24 protein-coding genes and 1 pseudogene are annotated in these 23,735 nt (G+C 62.0%); 18 read left to right on the forward strand and 7 right to left on the reverse strand.

The features are described from left to right. Positions 1-80: hypothetical protein (locus HMPREF3014_RS35350; protein ID WP_371855929.1), on the forward strand; the 80-nt coding region annotated here is incomplete at its 5' end. A gap of 87 nt (positions 81-167) precedes the next feature. Here HMPREF3014_RS35350 and HMPREF3014_RS01975 read toward each other — a convergent pair. The 5 genes from HMPREF3014_RS01975 to mksB all read right to left on the reverse strand — a co-directional run bounded on the left by HMPREF3014_RS01975 (position 168) and on the right by mksB (position 7,672). Then, positions 168-1,706, reverse strand: a complete 1,539-nt coding sequence (locus tag HMPREF3014_RS01975; protein WP_031633688.1) for an ABC transporter permease — start codon at positions 1,704-1,706, stop codon at positions 168-170. Positions 1,707-1,726: 20 nt separating this feature from the next. Next, positions 1,727-2,734, reverse strand: a complete 1,008-nt coding sequence (locus tag HMPREF3014_RS01980; protein ID WP_009875800.1) for an iron ABC transporter substrate-binding protein — start codon at positions 2,732-2,734, stop codon at positions 1,727-1,729. 111 nt (positions 2,735-2,845) lie between these two features. After that, the gene (gene mksF / locus HMPREF3014_RS01985; RefSeq protein WP_003106141.1) at positions 2,846-5,692 is read right to left on the reverse strand and encodes an Mks condensin complex protein MksF; all 2,847 of its coding nucleotides are present in this window, start codon (positions 5,690-5,692) and stop codon (positions 2,846-2,848) included. Further along, positions 5,689-6,384 carry an Mks condensin complex protein MksE gene (mksE, locus tag HMPREF3014_RS01990; RefSeq protein ID WP_003095041.1) on the reverse strand — a complete coding sequence of 232 codons (696 nt, stop codon included), beginning with the start codon at positions 6,382-6,384 and terminating at the stop codon, positions 5,689-5,691. Before mksE ends, mksF begins: the two co-directional genes overlap by 4 nt. Next, on the reverse strand, positions 6,374-7,672 hold the full coding sequence (gene mksB / locus HMPREF3014_RS01995; RefSeq protein ID WP_003095037.1) for an Mks condensin complex protein MksB: 1,299 nt from the start codon (positions 7,670-7,672) through the stop codon (positions 6,374-6,376). The genes mksE and mksB overlap by 11 nt, the downstream gene beginning before the upstream one ends. A 284-nt stretch (positions 7,673-7,956) precedes the next feature. On the opposite strand from mksB, the gene HMPREF3014_RS02000 reads away from it, so the two are divergent. The 8 genes from HMPREF3014_RS02000 (at position 7,957) to can (ending at position 14,945) form a co-directional block, all read left to right on the forward strand. Then, a complete protein-coding gene (locus tag HMPREF3014_RS02000) occupies positions 7,957-8,559 on the forward strand; it encodes a hypothetical protein (protein ID WP_003095035.1) in 603 nt (200 codons plus the stop codon). A gap of 204 nt (positions 8,560-8,763) precedes the next feature. Then, a complete protein-coding gene (locus HMPREF3014_RS02005; RefSeq protein ID WP_003106143.1) occupies positions 8,764-9,810 on the forward strand; it encodes a DUF6160 family protein in 1,047 nt (348 codons plus the stop codon). 1 nt (position 9,811) lies between these two features. Next, positions 9,812-10,831, forward strand: coding sequence for a hypothetical protein (locus tag HMPREF3014_RS02010; RefSeq protein ID WP_003095031.1), 1,020 nt, complete (start codon positions 9,812-9,814; stop codon positions 10,829-10,831). 30 nt (positions 10,832-10,861) lie between these two features. Beyond that, positions 10,862-11,398 (forward strand): DUF6160 family protein, encoded by a 537-nt coding sequence (locus HMPREF3014_RS02015; RefSeq protein WP_003113522.1) that lies wholly within the window; start codon positions 10,862-10,864, stop codon positions 11,396-11,398. 259 nt (positions 11,399-11,657) lie between these two features. Further along, positions 11,658-12,350, forward strand: a complete 693-nt coding sequence (locus HMPREF3014_RS02020) for a protein TonB (protein ID WP_073647939.1) — start codon at positions 11,658-11,660, stop codon at positions 12,348-12,350. Beyond that, positions 12,347-12,799 carry a ribosomal protein S18-alanine N-acetyltransferase gene (gene rimI, locus HMPREF3014_RS02025; RefSeq protein ID WP_003095025.1) on the forward strand — a complete coding sequence of 151 codons (453 nt, stop codon included), beginning with the start codon at positions 12,347-12,349 and terminating at the stop codon, positions 12,797-12,799. Before HMPREF3014_RS02020 ends, rimI begins: the two co-directional genes overlap by 4 nt. A 198-nt stretch (positions 12,800-12,997) precedes the next feature. Next, positions 12,998-14,236 (forward strand): C69 family dipeptidase, encoded by a 1,239-nt coding sequence (locus HMPREF3014_RS02030; protein ID WP_003113524.1) that lies wholly within the window; start codon positions 12,998-13,000, stop codon positions 14,234-14,236. Between the two features lie 61 nt (positions 14,237-14,297). After that, positions 14,298-14,945: a carbonate dehydratase gene (can, locus tag HMPREF3014_RS02035; protein ID WP_003095021.1), complete on the forward strand. Its 648-nt coding sequence runs from the start codon at positions 14,298-14,300 to the stop codon at positions 14,943-14,945. 69 nt (positions 14,946-15,014) lie between these two features. Here the strand turns inward: can and HMPREF3014_RS02040 are convergent, their stop codons facing one another. After that, entirely contained in the window at positions 15,015-17,243 is a 2,229-nt protein-coding gene (locus HMPREF3014_RS02040) for a TonB-dependent receptor (protein ID WP_003113525.1), read from the reverse strand. Between the two features lie 150 nt (positions 17,244-17,393). On the opposite strand from HMPREF3014_RS02040, the pseudogene HMPREF3014_RS34975 reads away from it, so the two are divergent. The 6 genes and pseudogenes from HMPREF3014_RS34975 to HMPREF3014_RS32940 all read left to right on the forward strand — a co-directional run. Continuing rightward, positions 17,394-17,519: pseudogene (locus HMPREF3014_RS34975) on the forward strand (integrase); the annotation flags it as partial. 52 nt (positions 17,520-17,571) lie between these two features. Continuing rightward, entirely contained in the window at positions 17,572-17,850 is a 279-nt protein-coding gene (locus HMPREF3014_RS32935) for a type II toxin-antitoxin system RelE/ParE family toxin (RefSeq protein ID WP_003113526.1), read from the forward strand. 11 nt (positions 17,851-17,861) lie between these two features. Continuing rightward, entirely contained in the window at positions 17,862-18,167 is a 306-nt protein-coding gene (locus tag HMPREF3014_RS02045; protein ID WP_003113527.1) for a HigA family addiction module antitoxin, read from the forward strand. A gap of 336 nt (positions 18,168-18,503) precedes the next feature. Then, positions 18,504-18,917, forward strand: a complete 414-nt coding sequence (locus HMPREF3014_RS02050) for a hypothetical protein (RefSeq protein WP_049231965.1) — start codon at positions 18,504-18,506, stop codon at positions 18,915-18,917. Positions 18,918-19,140: 223 nt separating this feature from the next. Beyond that, on the forward strand, positions 19,141-19,803 hold the full coding sequence (locus HMPREF3014_RS02055; protein WP_023087830.1) for a restriction endonuclease: 663 nt from the start codon (positions 19,141-19,143) through the stop codon (positions 19,801-19,803). A gap of 256 nt (positions 19,804-20,059) precedes the next feature. Then, positions 20,060-21,826: an anti-phage dCTP deaminase gene (locus tag HMPREF3014_RS32940; protein ID WP_023087829.1), complete on the forward strand. Its 1,767-nt coding sequence runs from the start codon at positions 20,060-20,062 to the stop codon at positions 21,824-21,826. Between the two features lie 531 nt (positions 21,827-22,357). Here HMPREF3014_RS32940 and HMPREF3014_RS02060 read toward each other — a convergent pair. Next, complete coding sequence (locus tag HMPREF3014_RS02060) at positions 22,358-22,693, reverse strand: hypothetical protein (RefSeq protein WP_031633682.1); 336 nt, start codon at positions 22,691-22,693, stop codon at positions 22,358-22,360. Between the two features lie 446 nt (positions 22,694-23,139). Between HMPREF3014_RS02060 and HMPREF3014_RS02065 the strand changes: the two genes are divergently transcribed. The 3 genes from HMPREF3014_RS02065 to HMPREF3014_RS34590 form a co-directional block, all read left to right on the forward strand. Further along, positions 23,140-23,412 (forward strand): MerR family transcriptional regulator, encoded by a 273-nt coding sequence (locus tag HMPREF3014_RS02065; RefSeq protein ID WP_003115921.1) that lies wholly within the window; start codon positions 23,140-23,142, stop codon positions 23,410-23,412. Continuing rightward, complete coding sequence (locus HMPREF3014_RS02070) at positions 23,405-23,620, forward strand: hypothetical protein (protein WP_023087827.1); 216 nt, start codon at positions 23,405-23,407, stop codon at positions 23,618-23,620. Before HMPREF3014_RS02065 ends, HMPREF3014_RS02070 begins: the two co-directional genes overlap by 8 nt. 3 nt (positions 23,621-23,623) lie before the next feature. Further along, on the forward strand, positions 23,624-23,735 hold a 112-nt coding region (locus tag HMPREF3014_RS34590), incomplete at its 3' end, for a lysogeny maintenance protein PflM (RefSeq protein WP_168171849.1).

Genomic DNA, 23,735 nt, shown 5'->3' on the forward strand with positions numbered 1-23,735 from the left:
TCGCCCTGTTCGATTCGGCCAATGACGAATGGTTGGAGTGGGCGCCGAAGATTCCTCTGAAGGAAACCGCCCGCCGCTGATTGTCGGACCGGCAAAAAGAAACGCCGCTTACCTGGGTAAGCGGCGTTTTCGTTCATGCACGCATGCCTGCTGGTGGGGAGTGGGTGTCAGTGAGTGCTGAGATGCGCCCGGGTGGTCAGCAGGTACACCGGCAAGCCGGAGATCAGGATCAGCAGCGCGGCGTAGGGTGCGGCGGCAGCGTACTCCAGGTTGGCGGTGTGCACCCAGACCGAGGTGGCCAGGGTCGACAGCCCGGTGGGACCTAGCACCAGGGTGGCGGTCAGTTCCTTCATGGTGTCGAGGAACACCAGCACGAAGCCGGCGCCGATGGCCGGCGAGATGATCGGCAGGGTGATCCGCAGGAAGGCCATCAAGGGCGTCTGGCCGAGAGTGCGGGCGGCTTCCTCCAACTGCGGCGAGGCCTTTTCCAGGGCCACGCGGATCGGTGCCTGGGTCAGCGGCATGAACAGCAGGGCATAGGCGACCAGCAGCAAGCCGGTGGTCTGGTAGGTGGCTGGCAGGTAGTGCAGCGAGAAGTACACCAGCGAGAGTGCGATCACCAGTCCCGGCAACGCTTGCAGCAGGTACGGCAGGCGCTGGGTCCAGCGCGCCACGGCGCCGGGGTAGCGCACCACCAGGATGCTTACCGGCAGCGCCAGCAGGCAACTGAGCAGGGCCCCGCCGAAGGCCAGCGACAGGGAGGAAAGCAGGGTCGAGGCGATTTCCATCAGCGGGAAGCTGGCCGAGGAGCCTTCGTACAGCCAATAACCGAGCATCACCAGGGGGATACCGGTACCGACCAGCACCAGCGTCGCCAGCAGCGCCTGGAGCGGCCACTTGCCAAGCCCCAGGCGGACCCGTTCGGCCCGCCGCGCGCTGCCCTGGCCGGTGCGTACCAGGCGGCCGCGGCCGCGCATGCGCAACTCCAGCCAGAGCAGCAGGAAGCACAGTGCCAGGAGTACCGAGGAGAGCATCGCCGCGGTGGCGTTGCTGAACTCCAGTTCGAACTCCTGGTAGATGGCTGTGGTGAAGGTCTGGTAGCGCAGGATCGACAGCGCGCCGAACTCCACCAGCATGTGCAGCGCCACCAGTAGTCCGGTGGCGGCCAGGGTCGGGCGCAGCAGCGGCAGGGTGACCCGCAGGAACACCTGGCGCCGCGACAGACCGAGCATCCGCGCCGACTCCTCCAGGGAAGGATCGATGCCGCGCAGGGTCGCTGCTACCGGCAGGTAGACCAGCGGATACTTGGACATGGTCATGACCAGGATGGCGCCGCCGAGGCCTTCGTACATCGGGCTCAGCGAAACCCAGGTGAAACTGCTGACGAAGGCGGGGATGGCGAACGGCAGGCACAGCACCACGTTCCAGAAGCGCCGCGCCGGCAGGTCGCTGCGCTCCACGCACCAGGCCAGGGCCAGGCCGAGCAGGGCGCTGAGCAGGGTCACGCCGAACATCAGCCACAGGGTGTTGCCCAGCAAGCGGAATACGTAGGGGCGCCAGAGCAGTTGCCAGGCGCTGTGCCAGCCGGCGTCCCAGGCCTTGGCCGCGACGTAGAGCAGCGGCAGGCTGGCCAGCAGGGCGAGGAGCAGGACCGGCAGGAGCAGCCAGAATGGCGTTCGCCGGCGCGAGCCCGTGCGCAGGCGCACGGGCGTGGAGGCGGCGCCGATCAATTCAGGCCAACGTCGCGTTCGAGGCTGAGGGCCTCGCTGGCCTCACCCAGATCGGCCGGGGTCAGTTTCGGTGGGTCCAGTTCGGCGAACGGCTTCAGCGCCGGATCGGCCTGCATCCCCTTGCGCATCGGGTACTCGGCGGACTGGCTGAGGATCGCCTTCTGGCCTTCCTCGCTGAGCATGAAGGCGACGAACTGCTGGGCTTCCCTGGGGTGCTTGCTGGACTTGAGCACCGCGGCGCCGGAGACGGTGACCAGCGCGCCCGGGTCCTGGTTGCCGAAGTAGTGCAGGCGCGAGTTCAACTCGCCCTTTTCCTTCTTCAGGGTGTACCAGTAGTAGTTGTTGATCAGCGCCATGTCGACCTCGCCGTTCTCCACGGCTTTCATGGCGGTGACGTTGTTGGTGTAGATCGAGCCGAAGGCCTTCAGGCCGGTCAGCCAATCCTCGGCTTCCTCCTGGCCCTTGAGCTTGATCACTGCGGCGACCTGTTCGAGGAAGGCGCCACTGGTGGGCACGAAGCCGAAACGGCCGGACCAGGACGGATCGGAAAGATCCATCAGGCTCTTCGGCAGATCCTTCTCGTCGATCTTCTTCGGGTTGTAGGCCAGTACCCGGGTGCGGGCGGTGATGCCGATCCAGTCGCCGTTGCCGCCGGCGTGCTCCGGCTCGACCAGGGCCAGGGTCTCTGGCTCCAGCTTGGCCAGCAGGCCGGCGCTGGCCAGGCGGATCAACGGTGGCGATTCCTCGGTGTAGAGCACGTCGGCCGGCGAGCGTGCGCCTTCCTCGGTGATCTGGCTGGCGAGCTGGCCATCGCCGCCCTTGCGGATCTTCACCTGGATGCCGGTCTTGTCCTGGAAGGCCTTGGCGATGGCGATACCGGTGGCGGCGTGCTGGCCATTGTAGAGGGTAAGGGTGACGGGACCGGCCGCCGCATTGAGGGAAAGCGAACCGAGCAGGCACGCCAGGGCGGCGTGGCGGAAACGGTTGAGAAGTCGAACAGGCATGGATTCTCCCCGTGGGTTACAAATGCGAATGTAACCAATTATATCTTCGCGGGAGCCTCGGGCCTATCGGAAAAGTCCACGGCCCTGTCAGGCAGGGCCGTGGCAGACGCTTCACGCCGGTTCGCCGGCTTCCTCCGGCTCGCTGGCTGCGCGGGTTTCGCCGCTGGCGGCGGCATCCCGGCGACGGATGTATTTCCAGTCCGCTTCGTCGATATAGATGCCGTTCGGGCCGCTACCGCCTTCCAGGTCGATCGCCACGTGTGCGGAAACCTGCGGCTTCACGCTCGCCAGGATCGGCACGAAGCCCAGTTGCAGGCTGGTCTCCAGCAGCGCGGCCTGGTTGCGCTCGTCGATGTCCGCCGCCTCGTCCAGGTAGTAGGGCAGGCGCACGCGCCCGGCCTGCTCGCGGTCCATCAGGTGCAGCAACAGGTACATGTTGGTCAGCGCCTTGATGGTCATGGTGGTGCCGTTGGAGGCGGCGCCGTCGATGTCGGTGTGCATGATCGGCTGGCCGTTGACCTTGGTGATCTCGAAGGCCAGTTCGAACAGGTCCTTCAGGCCCAACTGGTTGTGGTTGGCGGCGACCAGGCGGGCCAGATATTCCTTGGCCTCCTCGTTCTTCGCGTCCTGCTCGGCGCTCTGGGTCAGGTCGAACACCGAGAGGTTCTCGCCTTCCTCGTACTGGCCGGCGCTGTGGATGATCTGGTCGATGTGCTTGAGCGCATCCTTGTTCGGCGCGAGGACGATGCGGAAGCTCTGCAGGTTGGAAACCTGGCGCTTGTTGATCTCGCGGTTGAACAGGGCCAACTGGTGTTCCAGGTTGTCGTAGTCGCTGCGGATGTTGCGCAGGGTCCGGGCGATGTCGGTGACCGCCGCGCGGCGCGCCTTGGCCAGCGTCAGGGCCTCGTCCTGGCGATGCGCGTAGGCGTTGATCAACAGCTTCAGGCGGCGCTCGGTGTCGTCTTCGCTATCGAACTTGGCGACGCCCTTCAGGCGCACCTGGGCGTACAGCGCCTCGATCTGCCCGTCGATGCGCTGCAGCGCCTGCCAGGTGTCCTGGTAGTCGTTGAGCAGCGGCAGCAGGTTGTCCAGCGAGTCGTCCACCGGCTCCATGAACGGCGTGCCGAAGGGCAGGTCGGCCGGCAGTAGCTGGCGGCGGCGCAGGGCATCTTCCAGGGTGCGCTCCTTGGCCTCCAGGTCGCCCAGTTGCCGGGCCACCAGTTGCAGGCGCGCGGAGAGTTGCTGGACGCGCTCGGCGAAGGCGTCGCTGGAGCGCTTGAGTTCGTCCTGGGACGCCTCCAGCTGGGCCAGTTCGGCGAGCTTCTCGGGCTCCTCGGCGGTCAGCGTCTGGGTGCGGCGGAAGTCTTCCAGGGCCTTCTGCGCATCCAGCACGTCCTGGTACAGCTTCTCTGCCTGGGCCTTGCTCGCGGCGCGGTCGGCGGCGACGCTCTGCTGGGTCTTGAGCTGCTTCAGCTCCTTCTCCAGGCGCTCCTTCTGGTCGCGCAGGGCGGCGCGGTCGGCCAGGGCCTGCAACGCCGGCGGTTCGATGTGCGACAGGTCGATGCTCAGGCCAGGGGCTTCGAAATGCTCGCCCTTGAAGTGGTCAAGGATGGCTTCGACGCTCTTCACCCAGACGTCGCCGTCATCCAGGTTCACCCCGTTCTCGCCGAGCGGCAGGCTGAACAGCGCGCCGTTGAACAGACGCATCAGGCGTTCCACGTCCTGCTGGCTGAACTCCTCGCGCAGGCGTGCGTAGCTGTTGTTGTCGGCGTGTTCGAGCTGCTGGCGGACGTTCTTCAGGCGTTTTTCCAGGTCGCGCAGGCGCTCTTCCAGGTCTTCGCTGGAGAACTGCCGCGAATGGGCCAGGGCGCCGGCCAGTTCGTCGTGGGCATCCTTGGCGGCGAGCAGCTGTTGTTCGAGGACCTTGGCGTCGTCGACCAGGGCGAAGCGGGTCTTGAGCACCGACAGCTCGCCGAGCCAGCGCTGGATGCCGGCGATCTCGCGCTCCAGGCGCATCAGCTCCTGGGTGCCGCCACGCTGTTCGTTCTGCAGGCCGTCCTGCTCGGCGCGGTATTGCTCGTGCTGGATCAGCAGTTCCTCGCGGCGCGCCCCGGCGTAGTCGTGCCAGGTGCCGAGCAGGCTGTCGAGCAGCGGTGAAAGGCGGTGCATCTTGCCGCGCAGTACGTCGCGCTGGGTCACGCCGTTGGCCAGGGCTTCCACCAGCGGGCCGGCGGCGACCAGCGCCTGGTAGTCCTGCTCCATCCGCCGCACGTCGCGGAAGGCCTCCTCGCAGGCGGCGATGTAGTCGACGTTACCCGAGCGCAGGCTGTGCTCGAAGGCGTCGAGGAACAGCTGCTTGAGCTTGGCCGCGGTGATCTCGCGCATGTGCAGCAGGTTGATGAACAGCGAGCGGAAGGTCTTCAGGCTCTGCTCGCTGGTGGAGCGCAGCGGGATCATGGTCAGGTCGAGCGGGATCGACGTGTGCCCGCCGACCAGCAGGCGGCGCAGCTCTTCCGGCTTCACCTCGTAGGCCTTGATGCCTTCGCGCTCGAGATTGGCGAACAGCTCGCGCTGGCGCAGGCAGGTACCGTTCTTCTGGTAGTGGTCCAGGCTCAGCTCGCCGGCGTAGGCGAAGAACTGGTGGCCGAAGCCGCCGCCCGGGCCGCGCCCGGCCACGCCGATCACGTGCGGACCGTGGGGCAGCATCAGTTCGAGGAGGATGTAGCTGGTGTCCGAGGCGAAGTAGAAGCGCCGCGACTGCTCCATGCTGTACTTGCCGAAGCTCATGTCCGACAGGCGGGCAAGGATCGGGAACTGCAGGGCGTTGATCGAGGCGCTCTTGCCCAGGTTGTTGGCGCCGTAGATCGACAGCGGGTTTTCCAGCGGGAAGATACCCAGGCTGTAGCCGGCGGTATTGAGCAGGGCGAAGCGGCGGATGCCGTAGCGGGTCTGGCTCATGCGTCAGCCTCCTGTTGCGCGTGTTCTTCGGCGATGGCGCGGGCGAGGGCGTCTTCCTCGCTCTCTTCGGACAATTCTTCGTCGCTGGCCATCAGCGGTTCGATCTCGCCGTCATCGACCAGCACCGGCGTCTGCAACGGCAGGTCGGCGTGCAGGCTGGCGGACAGGTTGCGGTCCTGCTGCACCGACAGGCAGACGTCTAGGAAACGGTGCATCGGCGGCATGAAGCGGTACACGCCGCTGTCCTCGGAGGCGAAGCCGAGCTGGGTCAGGCGGCGCATGACCTTCTCTTCCAGTTCTTCCTGGGTCTGCACCTCGGCCTGGAGGAACAGGTCGCGGTATTTCTCCAGCAGCGGCGGCAGCTCTTCGCGGCCGATGCTGCCGCCGTCCAGCACGGACAGCGGGTCGCGGCCCTGGTCGGCGAGGTGTTCGACGAGGATGAAGGTGAACAGCGCCAGGCGTTGGGCGGTCTTGTTCACCTGGGCGCCGACCTGCTCCGGGACGAAGTAGTAGAAGCCGCGGGTGTCGCAGACCAGCTCGAAGCCCATGGCGCGGAACAGGCCGCGGTACTGGTCCTGGTGCGAGGACAGCTGGGTGTACAGCTCGGGGTCGCGGTGGCTGATGTGGTAGCCCTTGAACAGCTCGCGGAAGATCGGCGCGAGCTGGGTCAGTTCGGAGAGATCAAGATGCATGGGTTTCGCTCGCGGAAAGGGTGTCTGCGTCCCTGGCCTGGCCCTTGTCCTTGGCGGCGGGGTTCAGGGCGAAGGAGCAGAGGCTGACGCAATGTTCGGTGGTTTCGTACTCGCGGCGTTGCAGGCGTTCGCGCTGGAAGCGCGCGTCGCGCGACAGCCGGGAGAACCAGTAGAGCAACTCGTCGGTGGCGCCGTCCGGTTCCTGGGCCAGCAGCCATTGCATGAGGTCCGGCAGCGGCAGCGCCGCCTGGCAGCGTTCGATCATTTCCCGCGCGGTCCGCGGTGGTCGCGCCGGCCCGTTGCTCTTGCGCGTGCCGCTGGACTTGGGGAACTGCGCCGGCTTCGGCTCGAAGCGGGCGAGGGCGAAGACGTAGCTCTCGACCTGCGAGGCGGTGCCGAGGAAGGTGCTCTGCGGCCGGGTGAACAGCGGCATCGCCGCCTGCGGCACGGCATCCAGGCCCTTGCGCCGGATCGCCGCCAGCGCCAGGGCGGCGCCACGGGTCACCGCGTTGTGCCGGCGCGCTTCCTCGCGCAGCGGCAGCAATAATTCGCGGGCGCGGCGCAAGGTCAGCTGGGCGTTGGTCTGCATCTCGAGGATGCGCGCGTGGGTGCGCAGCACCAGGTCGTCGTCGACCAGGTGGCCGAGGCGCTGCTGTTCGCCGAGCAGGCGCAGCAGGACCTGTTCGACCCGCCGCACGCCCTGCTCGAAGGCGCCGTCGGCGCTGACCAGTTGGATCATCGGCTCGACGTACTCGTCCCAGGTCGCCAGGACCTCCGCGTAGCGCTGCGCCAGGGGAATCTGCCGGTCGCTGGTCTTGGCCCGCTCGGCCACGCCGATCAGTGCCTGCTCGTCATTGCCGAGCTTCTTCAGTACATCGCGCACGCGCATGTCGAGCAGTCGCAGCTGGCGCGCCAGGTCCTGGCTGTCGCGGGTCTCGAAGGCGTCCTGGATGTACCCGGCGAGGCGCTCCAGATGGCGCAGGTAGGCCTCGATCTCCAGGCACAGACCAAGGCGATGCTCGTGGCGCAGGTAGGCGAGGAAGTCGTGGATCTGCGCGTTCAGCTCGAAACGGTTGGGGCTCTTGGCCACCGGGACCAGGATATCCAGGCGGATCCACTGGTCGAGCAGGGCGGTGATTTCCGCCGGGTTGCTTTCCGGTAACTGGGTGTTCAACTGGCTGCGCAGTTCCGCCAGGCTCAGGGTGCCGGCATCGAAGCGCTCGCAGAGAGGCTCGAGCAGGGCCCAGTGTTCGGCAAGCGCACGCAGTACGCGTCGGGGGTCGATCATCGGGAGGGCCGGTCCGTGGAAAAAGCGCCGATTGTACTGCAAAGGCACGGGCGACGCAGACGCCGCCGATGAGTGCGATGCAGGCCGTCGACACGTCTGCGGCGCAGGTACGGGCCCGGTATCGGTGGATGGCATCTGGCTATCACCGAAGTGTCGAAAAGCGGCAGTTTATGACTGCGTAAGGACTTTCCTGCCCCGCCTGGTCCGGGGAATGGGGCTTCCAGGGGCTGGCACGCTTTCTGCTGAAGTCCCCTGGCCTGTCTATTCCAAATGAATGCCGACTCTTGAACGACGCCGCCTACGCCGAGGCCCGCTGGGCCGAACTGCAGAACCAGGGTGACCTTGCCTGGGACCTGGATGCCATCACCAACCGCAGCGAGGCGATCGCCTTCCTCAAACGTTTCGAGAACCGCCTGTGCATCTACTCGGCCTATGTCGAGAAGCTCTACAGCAACTACAGCTTCGTGATTCCCGAGAGCGACCATGGCGGCATCACCATCCTGCCCAGCGAGCAGGCCTGGCACGACACCTTCCACGATATCCCGCTGGCCGCGGTGGAGCCCACCGGGATCCATATCCTGCCGGGCGAGACCATGGGCTATCGCGGGCTCTACCTGAAGATTCCCGGCGAGCACCGCCTGGTGGCGTCGAAGGAATTGCCGTTCCAGGAAGGGTTGAAACTGCTGATCCAGCGTTACCAGGCTCACGACGACGTGTTCCTGCCGATCCTGGTCAAGGGCGACCTGCGCGAGTACGAAGCGCGCATGCCCTCGCTACACCTGCACCGGATCAACCCCGCCCGCCTCAGCGCACACTCCCTGCTCAGCCTCAACGCCATCAAGGGCGCCATCGCCGACCATCTGATCGGCCTGTTCCGCCAGCAGTGAAAGGCTGACGTTACCCCCGTGTGACGATGGGTAACATCCATCCTGGCCGAGCGACCGCTCATCCGCTGCAGCGAGCGCGGCGACCGCGTCGTTCGCCGGTTTTTCTCGACTATGGGTCGGCCCCGATTCGCCCGGGGCTTTCTATAGTGACTACAGGTCGCAGTGTCTCTGCCGTCGGCCACGAGAAGAACAAGAGGTGAGCCCATGTCCCGTCGTCTGCCCTTCCTGCTGCGTTGTGCGCTGTTCTGCGGCGCCGGTCTGCTGGCTGCCACCGCCCAGGCGAGGATGGAGTCGCTGGACGACGACCAGCTTTCCGACGTGGTCGGCCAGGCCTTCATCAACCTCACCACCGACGCCGCCAACGGACTGAACTTCACCCGCATCAACTTCGGCGCCGACATCGAGACCCAACTGAACATGAAGAAGCTGCAGTTGGGCCAGTACAACCGCAGCGGCGAGCTTGCCGGCAGTGCCGACATCGCCATCGACAACTTCGCCCTGGGCACGGTCAACGACACCACCGGCGCGATCAACCCGTTCCTCATCAGCAATCCCTACATCGAGTTCGCCTACGACGGCAGCAAGATGGTCGGCATCCGTATCGGTTTCGGCGAAGCCAAGGGCTACCTCTCGGGCGATATCAAAACCCTCACCGGCAACGTGCCGGTGGACCTGTACGGCACCGGCAGCCAACTGGGAGGCAGCATTTCCTGCGGCCTGCTGGCCCTCGACTGCCTGGCGGCGAAGACCGCCATCACTCTCACCGGCAGCTCTCAGTACACCGCCCAGGCAGAGCTGGTGAACAGCTCCGGCAACCCCGACCCGATCCGCGCTGCCATGATCGGCCTGAAGAACGGCACGGCCCTGGACATGCACGACAGCACCATCATCGGCAGCCTGGTGAACGTCCTGCTGCCCTTCCTGACCTCCAACGACTGCAAGCTGATGGGCGCCCAGACATGCTTCAACCTGGCCCAGTACCAGTCGTTCCCGATCGGCACCGTGGATCCGAACAACGCGCAGAACTTCATCGACTCGTCGAAAGGCTTCTTCATCTCGATGCAGAGCCAGAACGTCCAGTGGCGCGACCAGCAGGATCCCTCCAAGCTGGTCGCCGCGCTGGCCGGTGCCTTCCTCAACATGTCGCGCAACGCCGATGGAACGGCGCCGATCAAGGTCGACTTCGGTCAGGCCTTCAATGGCATTCCACGGCAGGACACCTGCCTGGGCGGCCTGAACAAGGGCTGCTGAGATGAGTCGCGCCTGCCTGCTCGCGGCCCTGCTGGCCGCCCCCTTCGCCCATGCCGAGATGACAGCGCTCGACGACGAGCAACTGTCGGACGTGCAGGGTGCCGGCATCGGCTTCGTCCTCGACAGCGCCATGGTCGACGGCAACAAGGCCACCATCGCGATCAATGGCGTGACCAACACCGCCACCGGGCAGAACGTGCCGATCACGGTAAAGGAGCTGTACGTCGCCGCCACTGGCAGCAACAAGGGCAGCACCCTGGCGCCGGTGACTCTCGGCCGTCTCAATTTCCCGTTCAAGCTGAATCTGGCCAAGGGTTCGGTGCTGACCACCCAGCTCGACGACGGGCGGGTGGTCAGCACCTTGCCGGACACCGCGGACGTGATCGAGCTGGCTTTCCCCAGCCTGGTGAGCGGCGCCGGCGGCCAGCCGTGCATCGCTGGTTACGCCGGTGCCGGCAGCAACTGCTCGAGCCGGGCCAGCGAAAAGGTCGACGCCGGCATCCGCTTCGACTTCGGCGTCACTTCCACGCGTACCGATGTGCTCAACCTGGACTTCTCCGAACTGGCGATGGACGGTTCCTACCTGCGCTTCTGGGGCGCCAACGCGCGCAGCCAACTGGTTGGCGAGATGCGCCTGAACCTCTACGCCAAGACTTTCGAGATCATGTCCTGCGGTGCTGGCTCGCCCAGTTGCGTCAGCGCCGCCGAGCAGGCCGCGCGCACCGTCTACCTGACCAACGCCTATGCCAGCGTCGCGCTTGGCTACGGGAAGTCGCAGCCGTTGCTGTTCTCGGTCACCGCCGACGGCAACTTCACTTTCGAACTGCCCAAGCTGACCCTGGCCAACGCCGCTGACTTCTACGCCAATGCGCCGCGCACCAGCCTGGTGATCGAGAACCTCAACATCGGTGGTACCCGGCCAGGCTACGGGCAGGTACCGACCGGCGGCTACAACATGGGCCGCAACGAGATATCCGGGCTCAGCTTCAACTACCTGAAGGTGACGTCGCACAACCTCTGAGGTGGCGGCGGGAAACGAGGTACGCAGCACATGGCCAAGCAGACTCATCCACTGGCAGGCGGCATCGGCATCCTCGCGGCGCTGGCGCTGCTGTTCAGCGCTTCGGCCGGGGCCGAGTTGCGCTCGCTGGGCGATAGCGATCTGGACGACGTGGTCGGCCAGGCCGGGATCAGCATCAGCGCCTCGCTCAATCTCCAGGAAAATCCTTCGCAGACGCGCTGCGCCGGCGGCTGCGGCGCGCGCCTGGCGATCCAGCCGGCCGGCAGCGGCAACAACTACCTGGTGATCGACGATATCAGCGGCAAGTTCAGCTTCGACGAAGTCACCCTGGACGTGGTGACCATCAAGGACGGCTTCGGCGGCGACGGCGCCGCCTTCAACCGCCCGGTGCTGCGCGTCGGCCTGAAGGACACCAGCTTCCAGGACCTGAGCTTCACCATCGCTGGCGCCAACAAGGCGCGCGGTACCGATCCCGGGCTGGTGCAGACCAACCTGGTCAGCGCACGCATCGACGGCACCCTCAAGCTGCAGGGCAACGTCAATATCTTCACCGTCGCCCCGCGTTGAGGGCGAACCGTCGCATGGCGGGACAAAGCCGCTCCGCCGAGGTCGAAGAACCGCTATCATTGCCTGCCTGAACGCCGGGGGCGAAACCGTCCCCGCGCATCGCCTAATTGCCGGTGCCCGAGATTTGATCGAAGAACAGCGTCGCCGCGCCTTCCTGGGCGCGATGCAGATAACCAGTTGGCTGCCCCGCCAGCCGTTGCCGTTCGCCGCACCCTCGCGGCCGGAGTTGCTGGAGACCCCGCCCCGGGAAGAGCCGGCGGTGCCTGTGCGTGCGCGCGCCGCGATCGATGCGCCGCAGGCCCGCGTCCCGCAAGCCGAGGCGCCGGCCAGCGCGCCGAGCGTGGCTCCCGCCGCGCCCGTGGAAGGCCGGGGGATCCCGATCAGCCTGCCGAAGCCGGGCGCCCCGGCGGCGAAGAAAGCCGAGCCGGTCGAAGAGGCCCCGGCCGAGCCGCCGGCGGTCCAGGCCCCGCCGCCGCGCTTCGCCTTGCAACTGCTGCAGGCGGGCTCCTGCACCCTGCTGGTCGAACTGCCCACCGGCGAACCCTTCGCCAGCCGCGATCCGGGTTACCTGCTGCTGCGCGACCTGCTGCGCGCCGCCGGCCTGCCGGACAGCCCGCGGCTGATCGGCGAACCGGTACGCTGGCCGCTGCTGGCGCGCGGCAATCTCGACCAGGGGCCGCAGGCGGCCCTGGAGTTCGTCCAGAGCTTCGTCGCCGCGCGCATGGAGGAGAGCGAGCGTAGCCGCTGCCTGTGGTTGGTCGGCCTGCCGGCGATCCGCTTCGCCGGCGAGGGCGACGAGGGCAGCCTGTTCCGCGAACTGCAGGTGGACGGTCTGGGCGCAACCTGGGCCGTGCCGGGCCTGGAAGCCCTCATGGAAGAACCCGCCCTCAAGGGCGAGCTGTGGCGCGCCATGCGCCGTGTCCGTCAGCGCTGGTCGAGCGAGATTCAATGAGCGATGCGATTTCCTTCCGCCCGATGACCGAGGCGGACCTCGATGCCGTGCTGAAAATCGAATATGCCGCCTTCAGCCACCCCTGGACCCGTGGCATCTTCAGCGAAGGCCTGAAGAACTACCATTGCTGGCTGATGTTCGAGGGTAGCCAGCAGGTCGGCCATGGCGTCATCCAAATCATCCTCGACGAGGCGCACCTGCTGAATATCACGGTGAAGCCCGAAAGCCAGGGGCGTGGCCTCGGTCTGCGCCTGCTCGAACACCTGATGCGCGAGGCGGCCGGCCACCAGGCTCGCGAATGCTTCCTCGAAGTGCGCGCTTCCAACCAGGCCGCCTACCGCCTCTACGAACGCTACGGTTTCAACGAGATCGGCCGCCGTCGCGACTACTACCCCGCCGTCGGCGGGCGCGAAGACGCCCTGGTCATGGCCTGTACCCTGTTCGACTGAGGCTTGCTCCGCTTCCCTGCCGGCAACTAGCTATCACTTGGAGTAGCTGGCTGGCCTTCTGGCACCGCCGTACCCTTACCAGCATTCCGATTCTCGCCTGCATACCGCAGGCAGGTCCCTTCATGCGGTAACCCTTCGCGGGAGTGCGAAGTCAGGTCGACAGCGGCCGGTGGCAGGATGCGCAGACTGGAGCCCCCCATGTGCGACACCCTGATCCTTCGCCACCAGGGCCAGACCTGGTTCGCCAAGAACAGTGACCGCGAGCCCGCCGAACCGCAGCGTCTGCTGCGCCTGCCGGCGGTGCGCAACGATCCGGAAGCGCGCTTGCGCACCACCTATCTCGACATTCCCCAGACCGCCCAGCGACATGCGCTGGTGATCAGCCAGCCGAGCTGGATCTGGGGCGCGGAAATGGGCGTCAATGAGCACGGCGTGGCCATCGGCAACGAAGCGGTGTTCACCAAGCTGACCCGTCAGCGCGGCACCGCGCTGCTCGGCATGGACCTGCTGCGCCTGGGACTGGAGCGCGGCGCCAGCGCCCGCGAGGCGCTAGAGGTGATCACCGGGTTGTTGCAGCGTTACGGCCAGGGCGGCCCGGCCGGCTACCGCGACAAGCGCATCCGCTACGACAACAGCTTCCTCATCGCCGACCCCGGCGAAGCCTGGGTGCTGGAAACCGCCGGCAACCTGTGGGCGGCGAAGAAGGTCGAGCGCTGGGCCATCTCCAACGCCCTGACCCTTGGCCACGAATTCGACCTGTGCAGCCGCGACCTCGAGGACCAGGCTCGCCGCCAGGGCTGCTGGGATGGTCGCGGCGACTTCCACTTCGCGCGGGTCTTCGACACCCGCCTGCTACCCTGGGTCGGCGGCGCGCACCGGCGCTGTCGGATCAACCAGCGCTTCCTCGACAGCCTGCCTGGTGAGCCGGACTGGCACGCGCTGTTCGCCGCGCTGCGCCACCATGGCCCGCGCGGGGACCACTTCCGCCGCCACAACAACCGCCAGGTATGCATGCACGCCGGCAGCTTCTGGCGGCCTTCGCAGACCACCGCCAGTCTGGTCGCCCGCTTGCGCGACGACGGCCCGTTGCTGGCCGCCACCGGTACTTCGGCGCCGTGCCTGGGACTGTTCCAGCCGCTGTCCTTCGATCCGGCCTCCGGCGCCGCCGTGCTCAGCCAGCCGCGCGAGGCGGTACAGGAGTCCCCCTGGTGGCGCTTCGAGGCGGTGCACCGCCGCGCGCTCACCGACCGCGCCTTCCGCCGGCTCCTGCGCAGCGGCCGCGATTGGCTGGAACGGGAACTCTTCGCCGACCTCGAACAGCCCGACTGGCCGCGCCTGGCAGAGGATGCCGCAGCCTGGCACGCCTGTTGGCATGATCAGGTCGCCATGCAGCCGCTGGCGCAGCAGCGCTGGTGGCGTAGCCACGCCGCGCTGTGACGCTTGTCAAACGGGCATCGCCTTCCGTAAGGTGCTGCACCGGTCAAACGAGGGGCATGCCATGAGCGACTTGCAGCAACTGTTCGAGAACAACGTCCGCTGGGCCGAAGCGATCAAGCAGGAAGACCCGGACTTCTTCGCCAAGCTGGCCCGCCAGCAGACCCCCGAGTACCTCTGGATCGGCTGCTCCGACGCGCGGGTGCCGGCCAACGAAATCGTCGGCATGCTGCCCGGCGACCTGTTCGTCCATCGCAACGTCGCCAACGTCGTGCTGCACACCGACCTCAACTGCCTGTCGGTGATCCAGTTCGCCGTCGACGTGCTCAAGGTCAAGCACATCCTGGTCACCGGCCACTACGGCTGCGGCGGCGTGCGCGCCTCCCTGCACAACGACCAGCTCGGCCTGATCGACGGCTGGCTGCGCAGCATTCGCGACCTCGCCTACGAATACCGCGAGCACCTGGAGCAGTTGCCGACCGAGGAAGAGCGCGTCGACCGCCTCTGCGAGCTCAACGTGATCCAGCAGGTGGCCAACGTCAGCCACACCAGCATCGTCCAGAACGCCTGGCACCGCGGCCAGTCGCTGTCCGTGCATGGCTGCATCTACGGGATCAAGGATGGCCTGTGGAAGAACCTCAACGTCACCGTCAGCGGCCTCGACCAGTTGCCGCCGCAGTATCGCTTGAGTCCGCTGGGCGGTTGCTGCTGAGAGAGGCGGAAGCTCTTTCCCACGAGTTCCCCTCTCCCTGGAGGGACAGGGGAACTGTCGAGGACGGCTTCAGAACTCCACGCTATACGTCAGGCTGTAGGTCCGCCCCCGTCCCTTGTAGTCGAACAGTCCCGCTGGTGCGAGCCCGCCGTAGTAGACCTGCGCGCGTTGTCCCCAGACCGTGGTGTAGTCCTTGTCTAGCAGGTTCTGGATGCCCGCGGTGAGGGTGCCCACCGGCAGCGCCTGGGTGCCGAGCAGGTCGAACAGCGCGTAGCCGTCGATCTTGTTGCCCGGCTCGTCGTTCAGGTTGAAGGTGCGCACGCCCTGCAGGCGCAGGCTGCGCTGGTCGTCCTTCCAGCCGACGAAGGCGCCGGCCTTGGACGGGCTGGCCGAGGTCACGTCCTGCTTCAGCCAGCGGCCGTCGACCTTCTCCTGGGAGCGGATGGCCAGGCCGTTGACGCCGACCTGCCAGTGATCGTCCAGCCAGTAGGTAGCCTGGCCCTCCAGGCCGTAGTTGCGCTTCTTGGTGTCCTGCTGCAGCACCGCCAGGGTCTTCGAGTCGTACTTGATGCTCTTGTCCGACCAGGAATAGAACGCCGCCACCTGGGTATCCAGGGCACCGTCGGTGTGCCGCCAGCCCAGCTCGACCTGCTTGGTCTTGATCCCGTCCAGCGGCGAGTCGTTCACGCTGACCCCCTGCAACAGCGGGTAGTGGCCATTGCCGTCGGCTGCGCCGTAGCGTCCGAAACCGTAGTACTTGGCCGGATCCGGCAGCTCGAAGCCTTCGCTGTAGTTGGCCCAGACCTGTTGTTGCAGGTTCAGCTTGTAGATGGCGCCGACGTTGACCAGGTTGACGTCGTAGTCCTTGCTCCCGCCCGGAACCGCGTCGGCGGTCTTGCCGAGGCCGTTGGCGATGAGGATCTGCTGGTTCGCCGCAACGAAGTCGCTGACGTCGGTGCTCATCGACTGGCGCCGCACGCCGGCACTCAGGGTCAGGTCGTCGGTGGCCTTCCAACTGCCCTGGAGGAAGAAGGCGCGGCTGTCGGTATCGATGTCCGGGTAGCGGCCCAGCTTGGCCTGTTCACTGGCTACCAGCCCGCCGCTGGCGGCGGCGAGCGGCAGGTTGAAGAGCATCTGGTCGGACGTGAATTTTTCCCGGTCCAGGTCCACCCCGTAGGTCAGGCTGGCGCGCTCCCAGGTCTTCACCAGGGCCAGTTTCATCCCGTAGTAGTCGGTGTCCTGCTGCGAGGCCGAGTAGTAGGAGGTGCCGTAGTTGATCGCGCCGGTATTGCTGTAGCGGATGGTAGGGAAGGGATTGAAGGCCATCTTCTCGTTGCGGTAGTAGGCCTGCAGGTAGAGGTCGTGACCCAGCACTTCCGGCGCGTGGTAGGTGGCGTTGAACTGATGGCGCTTGCTCTCCGGCTCGCGGTCGAGGTCGACGCCGCCCTTGATCGAATAGGGTGCCCGTCCGCGCAGGGCGTCGAAGTTGCGCCCAAGATCGAGGCCGCGGTCGCCGTCGTAGCCGGAGTCGTAGTACTGCAGGCCGAGATCGAGGCTGTGGCCATTGGCGAAAGTGAAGCCAAGGCTGCCCATCAGGTCCACCGACCTGTTGTACTGCAGGTCGGTCTGGGTGATGTCCGTCAGTACCTGGTCGCCACTGCCGTCGTAGGCCGCGCCGTTCTTCTGGTAGGCGATGGCCAGGCGGCCGTTGAACAGGTCGTTGCCGCCGCTGATCGACTGCGCCGCGCGCAGGTCGTGGTCCTCATGGCTCTGGAAGCCGCTGCGGGCGCCCAGCTCGGTGTTGAAGCGAGTGTCGCCGCCGACGCCCTTCTTGGTCACGATGTTGATGATCCCGCCGGTGGCGCCGCCTCCGTATACCGCGCTGGCGCCGGACATCACCTCGATGCGCTCGATGTTGAATGGGTCGATGGAGTCGAACTGCCGGCTGATGCCCCGTGAACTGTTCAGCGACACCCCGTCGATCATCACCAGTACGCTGCGTCCGCGCAGATTCTGGCCGTTGTTGGTACGACCCTGGGAGCCGATATCCAGGCCCGGGATCAATTGTCCCAACGCCTCCTTCAGCGGCACGCCGGCCTGGGTCTGCTGGTCCAGTTGCTCGCGCTCGATCACCCAGACCGTGCCGGGCAACTCGCTGATGCTGGTCGGCGCGCGCGAGCCGATCACCACCATCTGCTGCTCCACCGGATCGGCAGCCAGCGCAGGAGCGGAAAACGAAGCGAAGAGGGACAGGGAAAGCGCCAGGGGAGCCGGGCGCAAAGGGATGGAGCGGGGCATGAGGAGATTTCCGAGTTGCTGTTGTTTTGATGGGCGGCAAAGCTAAACAAATCGATAATGATTATCAAATGATTCGAACTGTTTCAATGAGGCATGCCTGGCATCCAAAGCAAGATGAAATGCCTGACACGGGGCGCTGCGCATGGCGTGGCCCTACAGCGGATCCTCGGGCATTCCTCGATGATGATGCGGTATGCACATCTGTCGCCGGAGCACTTGGAATCGGCGATGCGCTTTTCTCCGATTACTCAGTCTGGCTACAAATTGACCACATGAGGATCTGTGGTAATCTGTAGTGAAGTTAACGCTTAACGTTAAGGGTTAATTAATGATTCTGACCTTTCGCTGCGACGAGACTCGTCAGCTTTTTGAGACGGGTCTTTCGAGGCGGTGGGGAGCGATCCTCACAGTCGCTACGCGTAAGCTCGCAATGCTTCATGCGGCTACGGAGCTTCGAGACCTGCGCTCTCCACCTGGAAACCGGTTGGAGCCGTTGCAGGGAAAGCGGGCGGGCCAACATAGCATCAGGATCAATGACCAGTGGCGTGTCTGTTTCGTCTGGACGGATGCGGGTCCCGAAGAAGTCGAAATAGTTGATTACCACTGAGGAGGTGGACCATGGCTACCAATGGTATGCGCCCCATCCATCCTGGGGAAATATTGCGCGATGAGTTTCTGATGGAGTTTGATATCTCTCCAGCTGCTCTAGCACGCGCTTTGAAAGTCTCCGCTCCGACAGTGAACGATATCGTTCGTGAGCAGCGTGGTATCTCCGCAGATATGGCGATTCGTCTGGGGCGTTACTTTGATACGTCCGCTCAGTTCTGGATGAATCTCCAGAGTGAGTATTCGTTAGCAACTGCTTATGCGGCGAATGGCAAGCAGATCGAACATGAGATTGAGCCGCTGCTTGCTCACGGATAGCAGTGACGTTGATCGTAGAGCCCCGCAGATGCGGGGCTTTTTTATGCGAACCGTAAATCGGTAAAGGGGGGCGTAGACGGTTTGTAGTCGGTTTGTAGTCTGCCGACCAAAACAAAAAGGGGTTAGCTTGCGCTAACCCCTTGAAAAATATGGTGGCTACACCGGGACTTGAACCTGGGACATCAGCATTATGAATCGCATGGAGTGACCATCGCTCACCCTCAGAGGTCCATATTTCGGGCCTTTCAGATCTGCGGTTAGCTTGTTTGGCCCCACTATTTCATGCCGGCGCTATGATGTAGTCACCTCTTATTCGGGCATGCAAGGAAGACCAGAGTGAACCCGACAGATCTACCCCGTATTACTGGTGTGGCGGTAACCAGTTTGGTCTGCAAAATGGCCGAGGTCGTGGGAGTGCACTATGACGTGAACTCCTTGGTGGTGGAGGTTCGCGACCTTGAATCTGATGTGCATTGGCAAATCGCCTTCCCTGGTGTCGAAGGTTTCCGTGTTCTTGATGAAGGGGACCTGGGAGAATTCTGGGGGCACGTTCCCGGCTTGGTCATTGAGGTGACCGCTGGCGGCTGGTGGGAGCAGGAGTGCTCAAGGACCGGGTTTGTCGGCCAATGGACCAAAGACGTTCGAGAGTACTTTGTAGGTGGCCAGAACGCCTGCGTGAGTGTGCTTTCATGGAGCGAGCCAGCTATAACGAAAGGTGACCCCCATAGTCGGCACTTTTGCGAGAAGTAGTGGGCTCCCCTGCGAGTGTTTTATGAATCGCATGAGAGGCACCCGTGCGCCCCCGAGGGCTTGTAAACCGGGCCTTTCCAAGGCGACAAAACCTCACTTCAACAGGCTGTTTCTGACAATTGGGCTTTTGTAGTCACCCTAGACTCTTTACGGGACTAGTGCCGCGCGCTAGCTTCCATGTATGGCCTCTGGCCATGAATGGATGCGTGTTTAGGAGACTGGGATGGCTCGTCGCCGTAGAATCTCGCTCATCGAGGACCTCATTGAGATTGCTATCCGCTTGCCTTGGTGGGTAAGCCTGCTCATCGCTTTTGGCAATTGGCTCATTCTTCATCCTATCGCCAATAGTCAGCCCGAGGTCCCCAAGGACTTGCACCAGATGGGGCAGTCCGTTGCCGGCCCGCTCATCCGCACTTTCGCTTTTTTCGGCCAATTCGTGTTGCCTGCGGTATTCGTGATAGGCGCCATGGGTTCCGTGCTTGCCATGGCTGAACGCAAGAAGCTGCACGCAAACGTGGCGAACGCGCGAGAGGCCGGACAAACCAGTGAAGGCATTAGCTGGCGCGAGTTCGATCTGCTGGCGGGCGAGACTTTCCGCCGCAAAGGGTTCACCGTTGTCGAAAAAGGAGGTCGCGGGCCGGACGGCGGCGTTGATCTCGTGTTGCACTTAGGTACGGAAAAATACTTAGTTCAGTGCAAGCAGTGGAAAGTCATCAATGTTGACGTTACAGTGATCTTTGAGTTCTTTGGTGTGAAAGTTGCGGAGGGCGCCGCTGGAGGCTTTGTTGTAACGTCTGACAGATACACCGCTGAAGCCAAAGAATTTGCAGAAGGACGCAATATTCAATTAGTTGATGGCAAATTGCCAGAACGATGGGGTTTTTAATCACGCCACAACTAAACCTATTGTCTCTGTAGGTAAAAATGCTGATAGTTCCTCAACCCCTTATTGCCCTGTATTGTAATGGGCAGATGGTTATTCGAGGAGCTAAGCGCGGGAAAAGTATCGGTACGGCGTTCTGGGGCTCTAGATTCCCCCGCTTGCCGAGAAGATAGAGATTTGATGGCAAAATATCCGTAATTTTTAAGTTATAAGGCTCTCCCATAGATTCCGGTATATTGAATTTGTAGCGAGATTAATTATGAGATTCATTGGTGCGTTTGAGGACCTAAAGTTAAAACTTTCTAGCCTGGAAGAGCTGGGTGAGTGGAGTCAGCTGAATGGAAATCAATATCAATTTAGAACTATGAGCAGAGGTATTCTAAATTGGTATCCATCCACAGGGGGATTCTTTTTCCAAGGTCGAACTGAGCCAATGGAGCAGCTTAAGCGCTTGGTAGGGGAGATCCTCGATGCCGATGATGAGGGACCACCCTCTATTGAAGAAAAAGCAGAAATTGATGCGGCTTTTGATGCGCTCTCTGTAGAGGATGACAGCATTCAAGAGTCGTATTTAAATGACTCATACTCTGACTCAGAGCTTGTGATCGGTTTGGTTGGGTCGGTTGGTACTGACTTGAGGTCCGTTTCGGGAATAATAGAAGATCGTCTTAAGGCATTTAGTTATACATGCCGGGTGGTAAAGGTTTCTTCTGATGTCATTGATGAGATGGTAGAGGTTAAGCTGCCGCCAAATGGGGGGGAATACGAGAGAATTAGTACCTATATGACAGAGGGTAACAGTCTGCGAAAAAAATATAAAGATAGATCGATATTGGCACTGGGTGCGGCAGCTAAGATTAACCAGATTAGGGAGGGGGCCGCACTTAGACGTAATGCATTTATTATTAGCTCTCTTAAAACGCCGTATGAAGTTCAGCGGCTAAGAAAAATTTATTCTCAAGGGTTTTTTCTAATAGGTGTTCACGCGGATCTTGCGAGGAGGCGTAAGTATCTGATGGATGATCTTCGGATGTCTGAAGAAAAAGCATCGAATCTTATAATGAGAGATGCTGATGAGGACGATCCAGATGGCCAACATACGCGTGATACATACCACCTCTCGGATTTCTTTGTAAATTATGATGGTAGTGGTGATTCGCTCAAGGCTCAGCTTTGGAGGGTCATAGATATTTTATTTGGTCAGCCATATGTGACTCCGACATTTGATGAGTACGCAATGTTTATGGCTTTTTCCGCTTCTCTCCGCTCTGCTGACTTATCCCGGCAAGTAGGGGCAGTGCTAACTCGAGATGAAGGAATCATTTCCACAGGGGCCAATGATGTTCCTAAAGCTGGCGGCGGGTTGTATTGGCCTGAATTAGATCCTGAAAGTCATAAAGTAGTGGATGTTAAGGATGGCAGGGACTACTGTCGTGGCGTCGATTCCAATGCTGCTCAAAAGAGTTTAATTGTTGATGATATTCTGGAAAAGGTCCCTGCTGAATATCGGAGCACATTAGCGCCAATTCTGAAGAAGAGCAGAATTAAAGATATTACCGAGTATGGGCGAGTTGTTCATGCAGAGATGGAGGCACTACTGTCTGCCGCTAGAGCGGGTGTAAGCCCAAAATCAGCGACTTTATATTGCACTACCTTTCCTTGTCATAATTGCGCTAAGCACATAATCGCAGCAGGAATTAAGCGGGTCGTTTACGTTGAGCCTTATCCTAAGAGTAAAGCTCAAGAGTTTCACTCTGATTCGATATCTTTAAAGAAAGACGGAGATGGAGTGTTTTTTGACCCATTTATCGGTGTAGGTCCACGTAGCTTCTTTAATTTATTTTCTACAAATTTAGGAAGTGGTTACCCGATTACACGCAAAACGGATGATGGGCAAAAGGTTGACTGGATGGAGGCAGATGCTAAATTGCGTACTCAGATGCTACCTTGTTCTTATATGGAACGTGAGCGCATAGCTGGATCGCTTTTGTCAAGGTATCTAAATGGGGATGGCGATGAACGGTAATAGAAAAGAGTTTCTCAAGCATTTAGAGGCTTCCAGACGCGATGTTGAGCGGTGGCCTAGCTGGAAACAAGAGGCATTGAAGGCTGCTAGTGACAATGAGCGCCGTTCCACCACGCAGGCGAAACCTGTTGTTCAGCAGTGTTGAATGGGAAGAAAAAGGGCCTCCTAAGGCCCTTTTTTCTATCTTTGGTCATTGTTTTTTTGTTATGAACTTGTGGTTCTGATAGATTTTTTTTATTTGTGGTGAGTATCTATTTCTTCAAATCCTCTAATTTCCAATGCCCTTGTCTAGCTCCTGCCGGTGCATTTTTGATGTAATTGCTAATGAAATTACCGTGTATGAGGGCTAGGGGCTGGGTTATTCGTTAGTGCAGAACCTTCATATTTGAGGGCCAAACTCAGCCTTGCCGCCCGGAAACTCCCAAATGCCCGATAATTTCTCGCCTGGAGTTTGGCGGGTGGCGGGTAATAAGGATTTTGCAACTCAGGTAGATAACTGCCGCAGCTATCGACTGCCCCATGACTACCCTCTTACCATTCTTTGACCCGTAACCCTTCCATACATTCTTTTACGTCATCATCAATAACATTTTCAGGCTTAATGCATTCCTTCATGGTCTTCCGCACGCCTCTATTGGCTTCCCTTTCGCGTTTGTCCTGCATCTTGAGGCTCTTCCTTGCGGCGTCTCCTGCCATGCCATCTGTACCTGCCATGAACTCGGTAACAATGCGGTTAAACCCTGAACCAATAGCCTCCGCGATGGGTGCTGTTGCCTCACCGGCCTGAGTCGCTAAAGATTTGGATTCTTCTGCGTATGCGAAGCCGCACAGCGTCAAAAGTACGATGGTGGATGCAACTGCTCTCATTCCCTCTCTCCTATCCTTGAAGCGAACCAGCGTTCCGCTGCTCTCCTGGTGATCGCTATCCCGCGTTGGGACTGCTTAAGTTTTTATTTGCCTCGTCGAATGCCGGGCTTACGTGGCCGTTTTGGGGCTCGATTCTTCCAGATATCAGCCACAAGGCATATTGCGGAAAGGCGTCTGCCAGGATGCCGACTTCCTCAGTACTGATCCTGATCTTTCCGCCGCTGATATTTCTCCAGCGTTCGTAGTTTTTTCCACCTAGCTCGCTCAAGTGTTTCGGGCCTACGGTCCGTATCAATTGAAGCGCTCTATCTCTAACTGCATCCATAAGTGAAAAATTCAATCGGAGTAGAGTTTACTCGGTTGGTCGGCATGAGTAATATTCACTCATGAGTAACTGTTACTCAAATGGCTTGAGTGGTAGCAGCTTGGGATTATAGGGGGTTCGCATGGAAGAGTCTGGAATAGTGGGGTTCACCGTCACAGGTGCTGTGGAAAAGGTCACGGACTTCCGCACCGCGCCGTTCTGCTCGCAGGCGGTATTCGCGCAGATGCTGGGCCTGGAAGACATCACGGAAGACGTGGTGCGGGGCTGGGTGGAGACCAAGACGATCCCGACTGCCAAGATTGGCCGTCGCCGCGTGGTGAACCTGCACCGTATTCGCCGTGACCTCGACCGGGGCAAGTCGATCTTCTGCCAGGGGGATTACGACGGTGATTAAGTACCTCGTAGAAATGTGCACCTTCCACGGCCCGACTCGGCAACGCCGCTGGCATCGCGTCCATCAGGGCATTTCCCGCGTGGAATGCCAGCGCTGGGTCGAAGAGTCGGTGGCTGTCTTCCCGACCGAAGAAGAGGCCCGCCGCTCCTTCGGCCTGACCCGCGAACGCGCTCGGCAGGTGTACCGCATCCGTGGGGTGAGGGCATGAACCATGGCCGCCAGTCCCTACTACCTGCGCCAAACCCACGCCCCGGACTGCGGCTGCTCTGTGTGCTGGTCCGCAAGGCAGGTCATCCCATTGCACAGCCCGTCGCCGTGTCCGG

Origin of the sequence: Pseudomonas sp. HMSC065H01, assembly GCF_001815235.1 — a bacterium.
GTDB classification, from domain to species: domain Bacteria; phylum Pseudomonadota; class Gammaproteobacteria; order Pseudomonadales; family Pseudomonadaceae; genus Pseudomonas; species Pseudomonas aeruginosa.

What these genes read in the sequence shown, in the direction of transcription:
- HMPREF3014_RS01980 (WP_009875800.1), bottom strand. Translation starts at nt 2,734, where the DNA reads ATGCCTGTTCGACTTCTCAACCGTTTCCGCCACGCCGCCCTGGCGTGC.
- mksF (WP_003106141.1), bottom strand. Translation starts at nt 5,692, where the DNA reads ATGAGCCAGACCCGCTACGGCATCCGCCGCTTCGCCCTGCTCAATACC.
- mksE (WP_003095041.1), bottom strand. Translation starts at nt 6,384, where the DNA reads ATGCATCTTGATCTCTCCGAACTGACCCAGCTCGCGCCGATCTTCCGC.
- mksB (WP_003095037.1), bottom strand. Translation starts at nt 7,672, where the DNA reads ATGATCGACCCCCGACGCGTACTGCGTGCGCTTGCCGAACACTGGGCC.
- HMPREF3014_RS02005 (WP_003106143.1), top strand. Translation starts at nt 8,764, where the DNA reads ATGTCCCGTCGTCTGCCCTTCCTGCTGCGTTGTGCGCTGTTCTGCGGC.
- HMPREF3014_RS02010 (WP_003095031.1), top strand. Translation starts at nt 9,812, where the DNA reads ATGAGTCGCGCCTGCCTGCTCGCGGCCCTGCTGGCCGCCCCCTTCGCC.
- HMPREF3014_RS02015 (WP_003113522.1), top strand. Translation starts at nt 10,862, where the DNA reads ATGGCCAAGCAGACTCATCCACTGGCAGGCGGCATCGGCATCCTCGCG.
- rimI (WP_003095025.1), top strand. Translation starts at nt 12,347, where the DNA reads ATGAGCGATGCGATTTCCTTCCGCCCGATGACCGAGGCGGACCTCGAT.
- HMPREF3014_RS02030 (WP_003113524.1), top strand. Translation starts at nt 12,998, where the DNA reads ATGTGCGACACCCTGATCCTTCGCCACCAGGGCCAGACCTGGTTCGCC.
- can (WP_003095021.1), top strand. Translation starts at nt 14,298, where the DNA reads ATGAGCGACTTGCAGCAACTGTTCGAGAACAACGTCCGCTGGGCCGAA.
- HMPREF3014_RS02040 (WP_003113525.1), bottom strand. Translation starts at nt 17,243, where the DNA reads ATGCCCCGCTCCATCCCTTTGCGCCCGGCTCCCCTGGCGCTTTCCCTG.
- HMPREF3014_RS32935 (WP_003113526.1), top strand. Translation starts at nt 17,572, where the DNA reads ATGATTCTGACCTTTCGCTGCGACGAGACTCGTCAGCTTTTTGAGACG.
- HMPREF3014_RS02045 (WP_003113527.1), top strand. Translation starts at nt 17,862, where the DNA reads ATGGCTACCAATGGTATGCGCCCCATCCATCCTGGGGAAATATTGCGC.
- HMPREF3014_RS02055 (WP_023087830.1), top strand. Translation starts at nt 19,141, where the DNA reads ATGGCTCGTCGCCGTAGAATCTCGCTCATCGAGGACCTCATTGAGATT.
- HMPREF3014_RS32940 (WP_023087829.1), top strand. Translation starts at nt 20,060, where the DNA reads ATGAGATTCATTGGTGCGTTTGAGGACCTAAAGTTAAAACTTTCTAGC.
- HMPREF3014_RS02060 (WP_031633682.1), bottom strand. Translation starts at nt 22,693, where the DNA reads ATGAGAGCAGTTGCATCCACCATCGTACTTTTGACGCTGTGCGGCTTC.
- HMPREF3014_RS02065 (WP_003115921.1), top strand. Translation starts at nt 23,140, where the DNA reads ATGGAAGAGTCTGGAATAGTGGGGTTCACCGTCACAGGTGCTGTGGAA.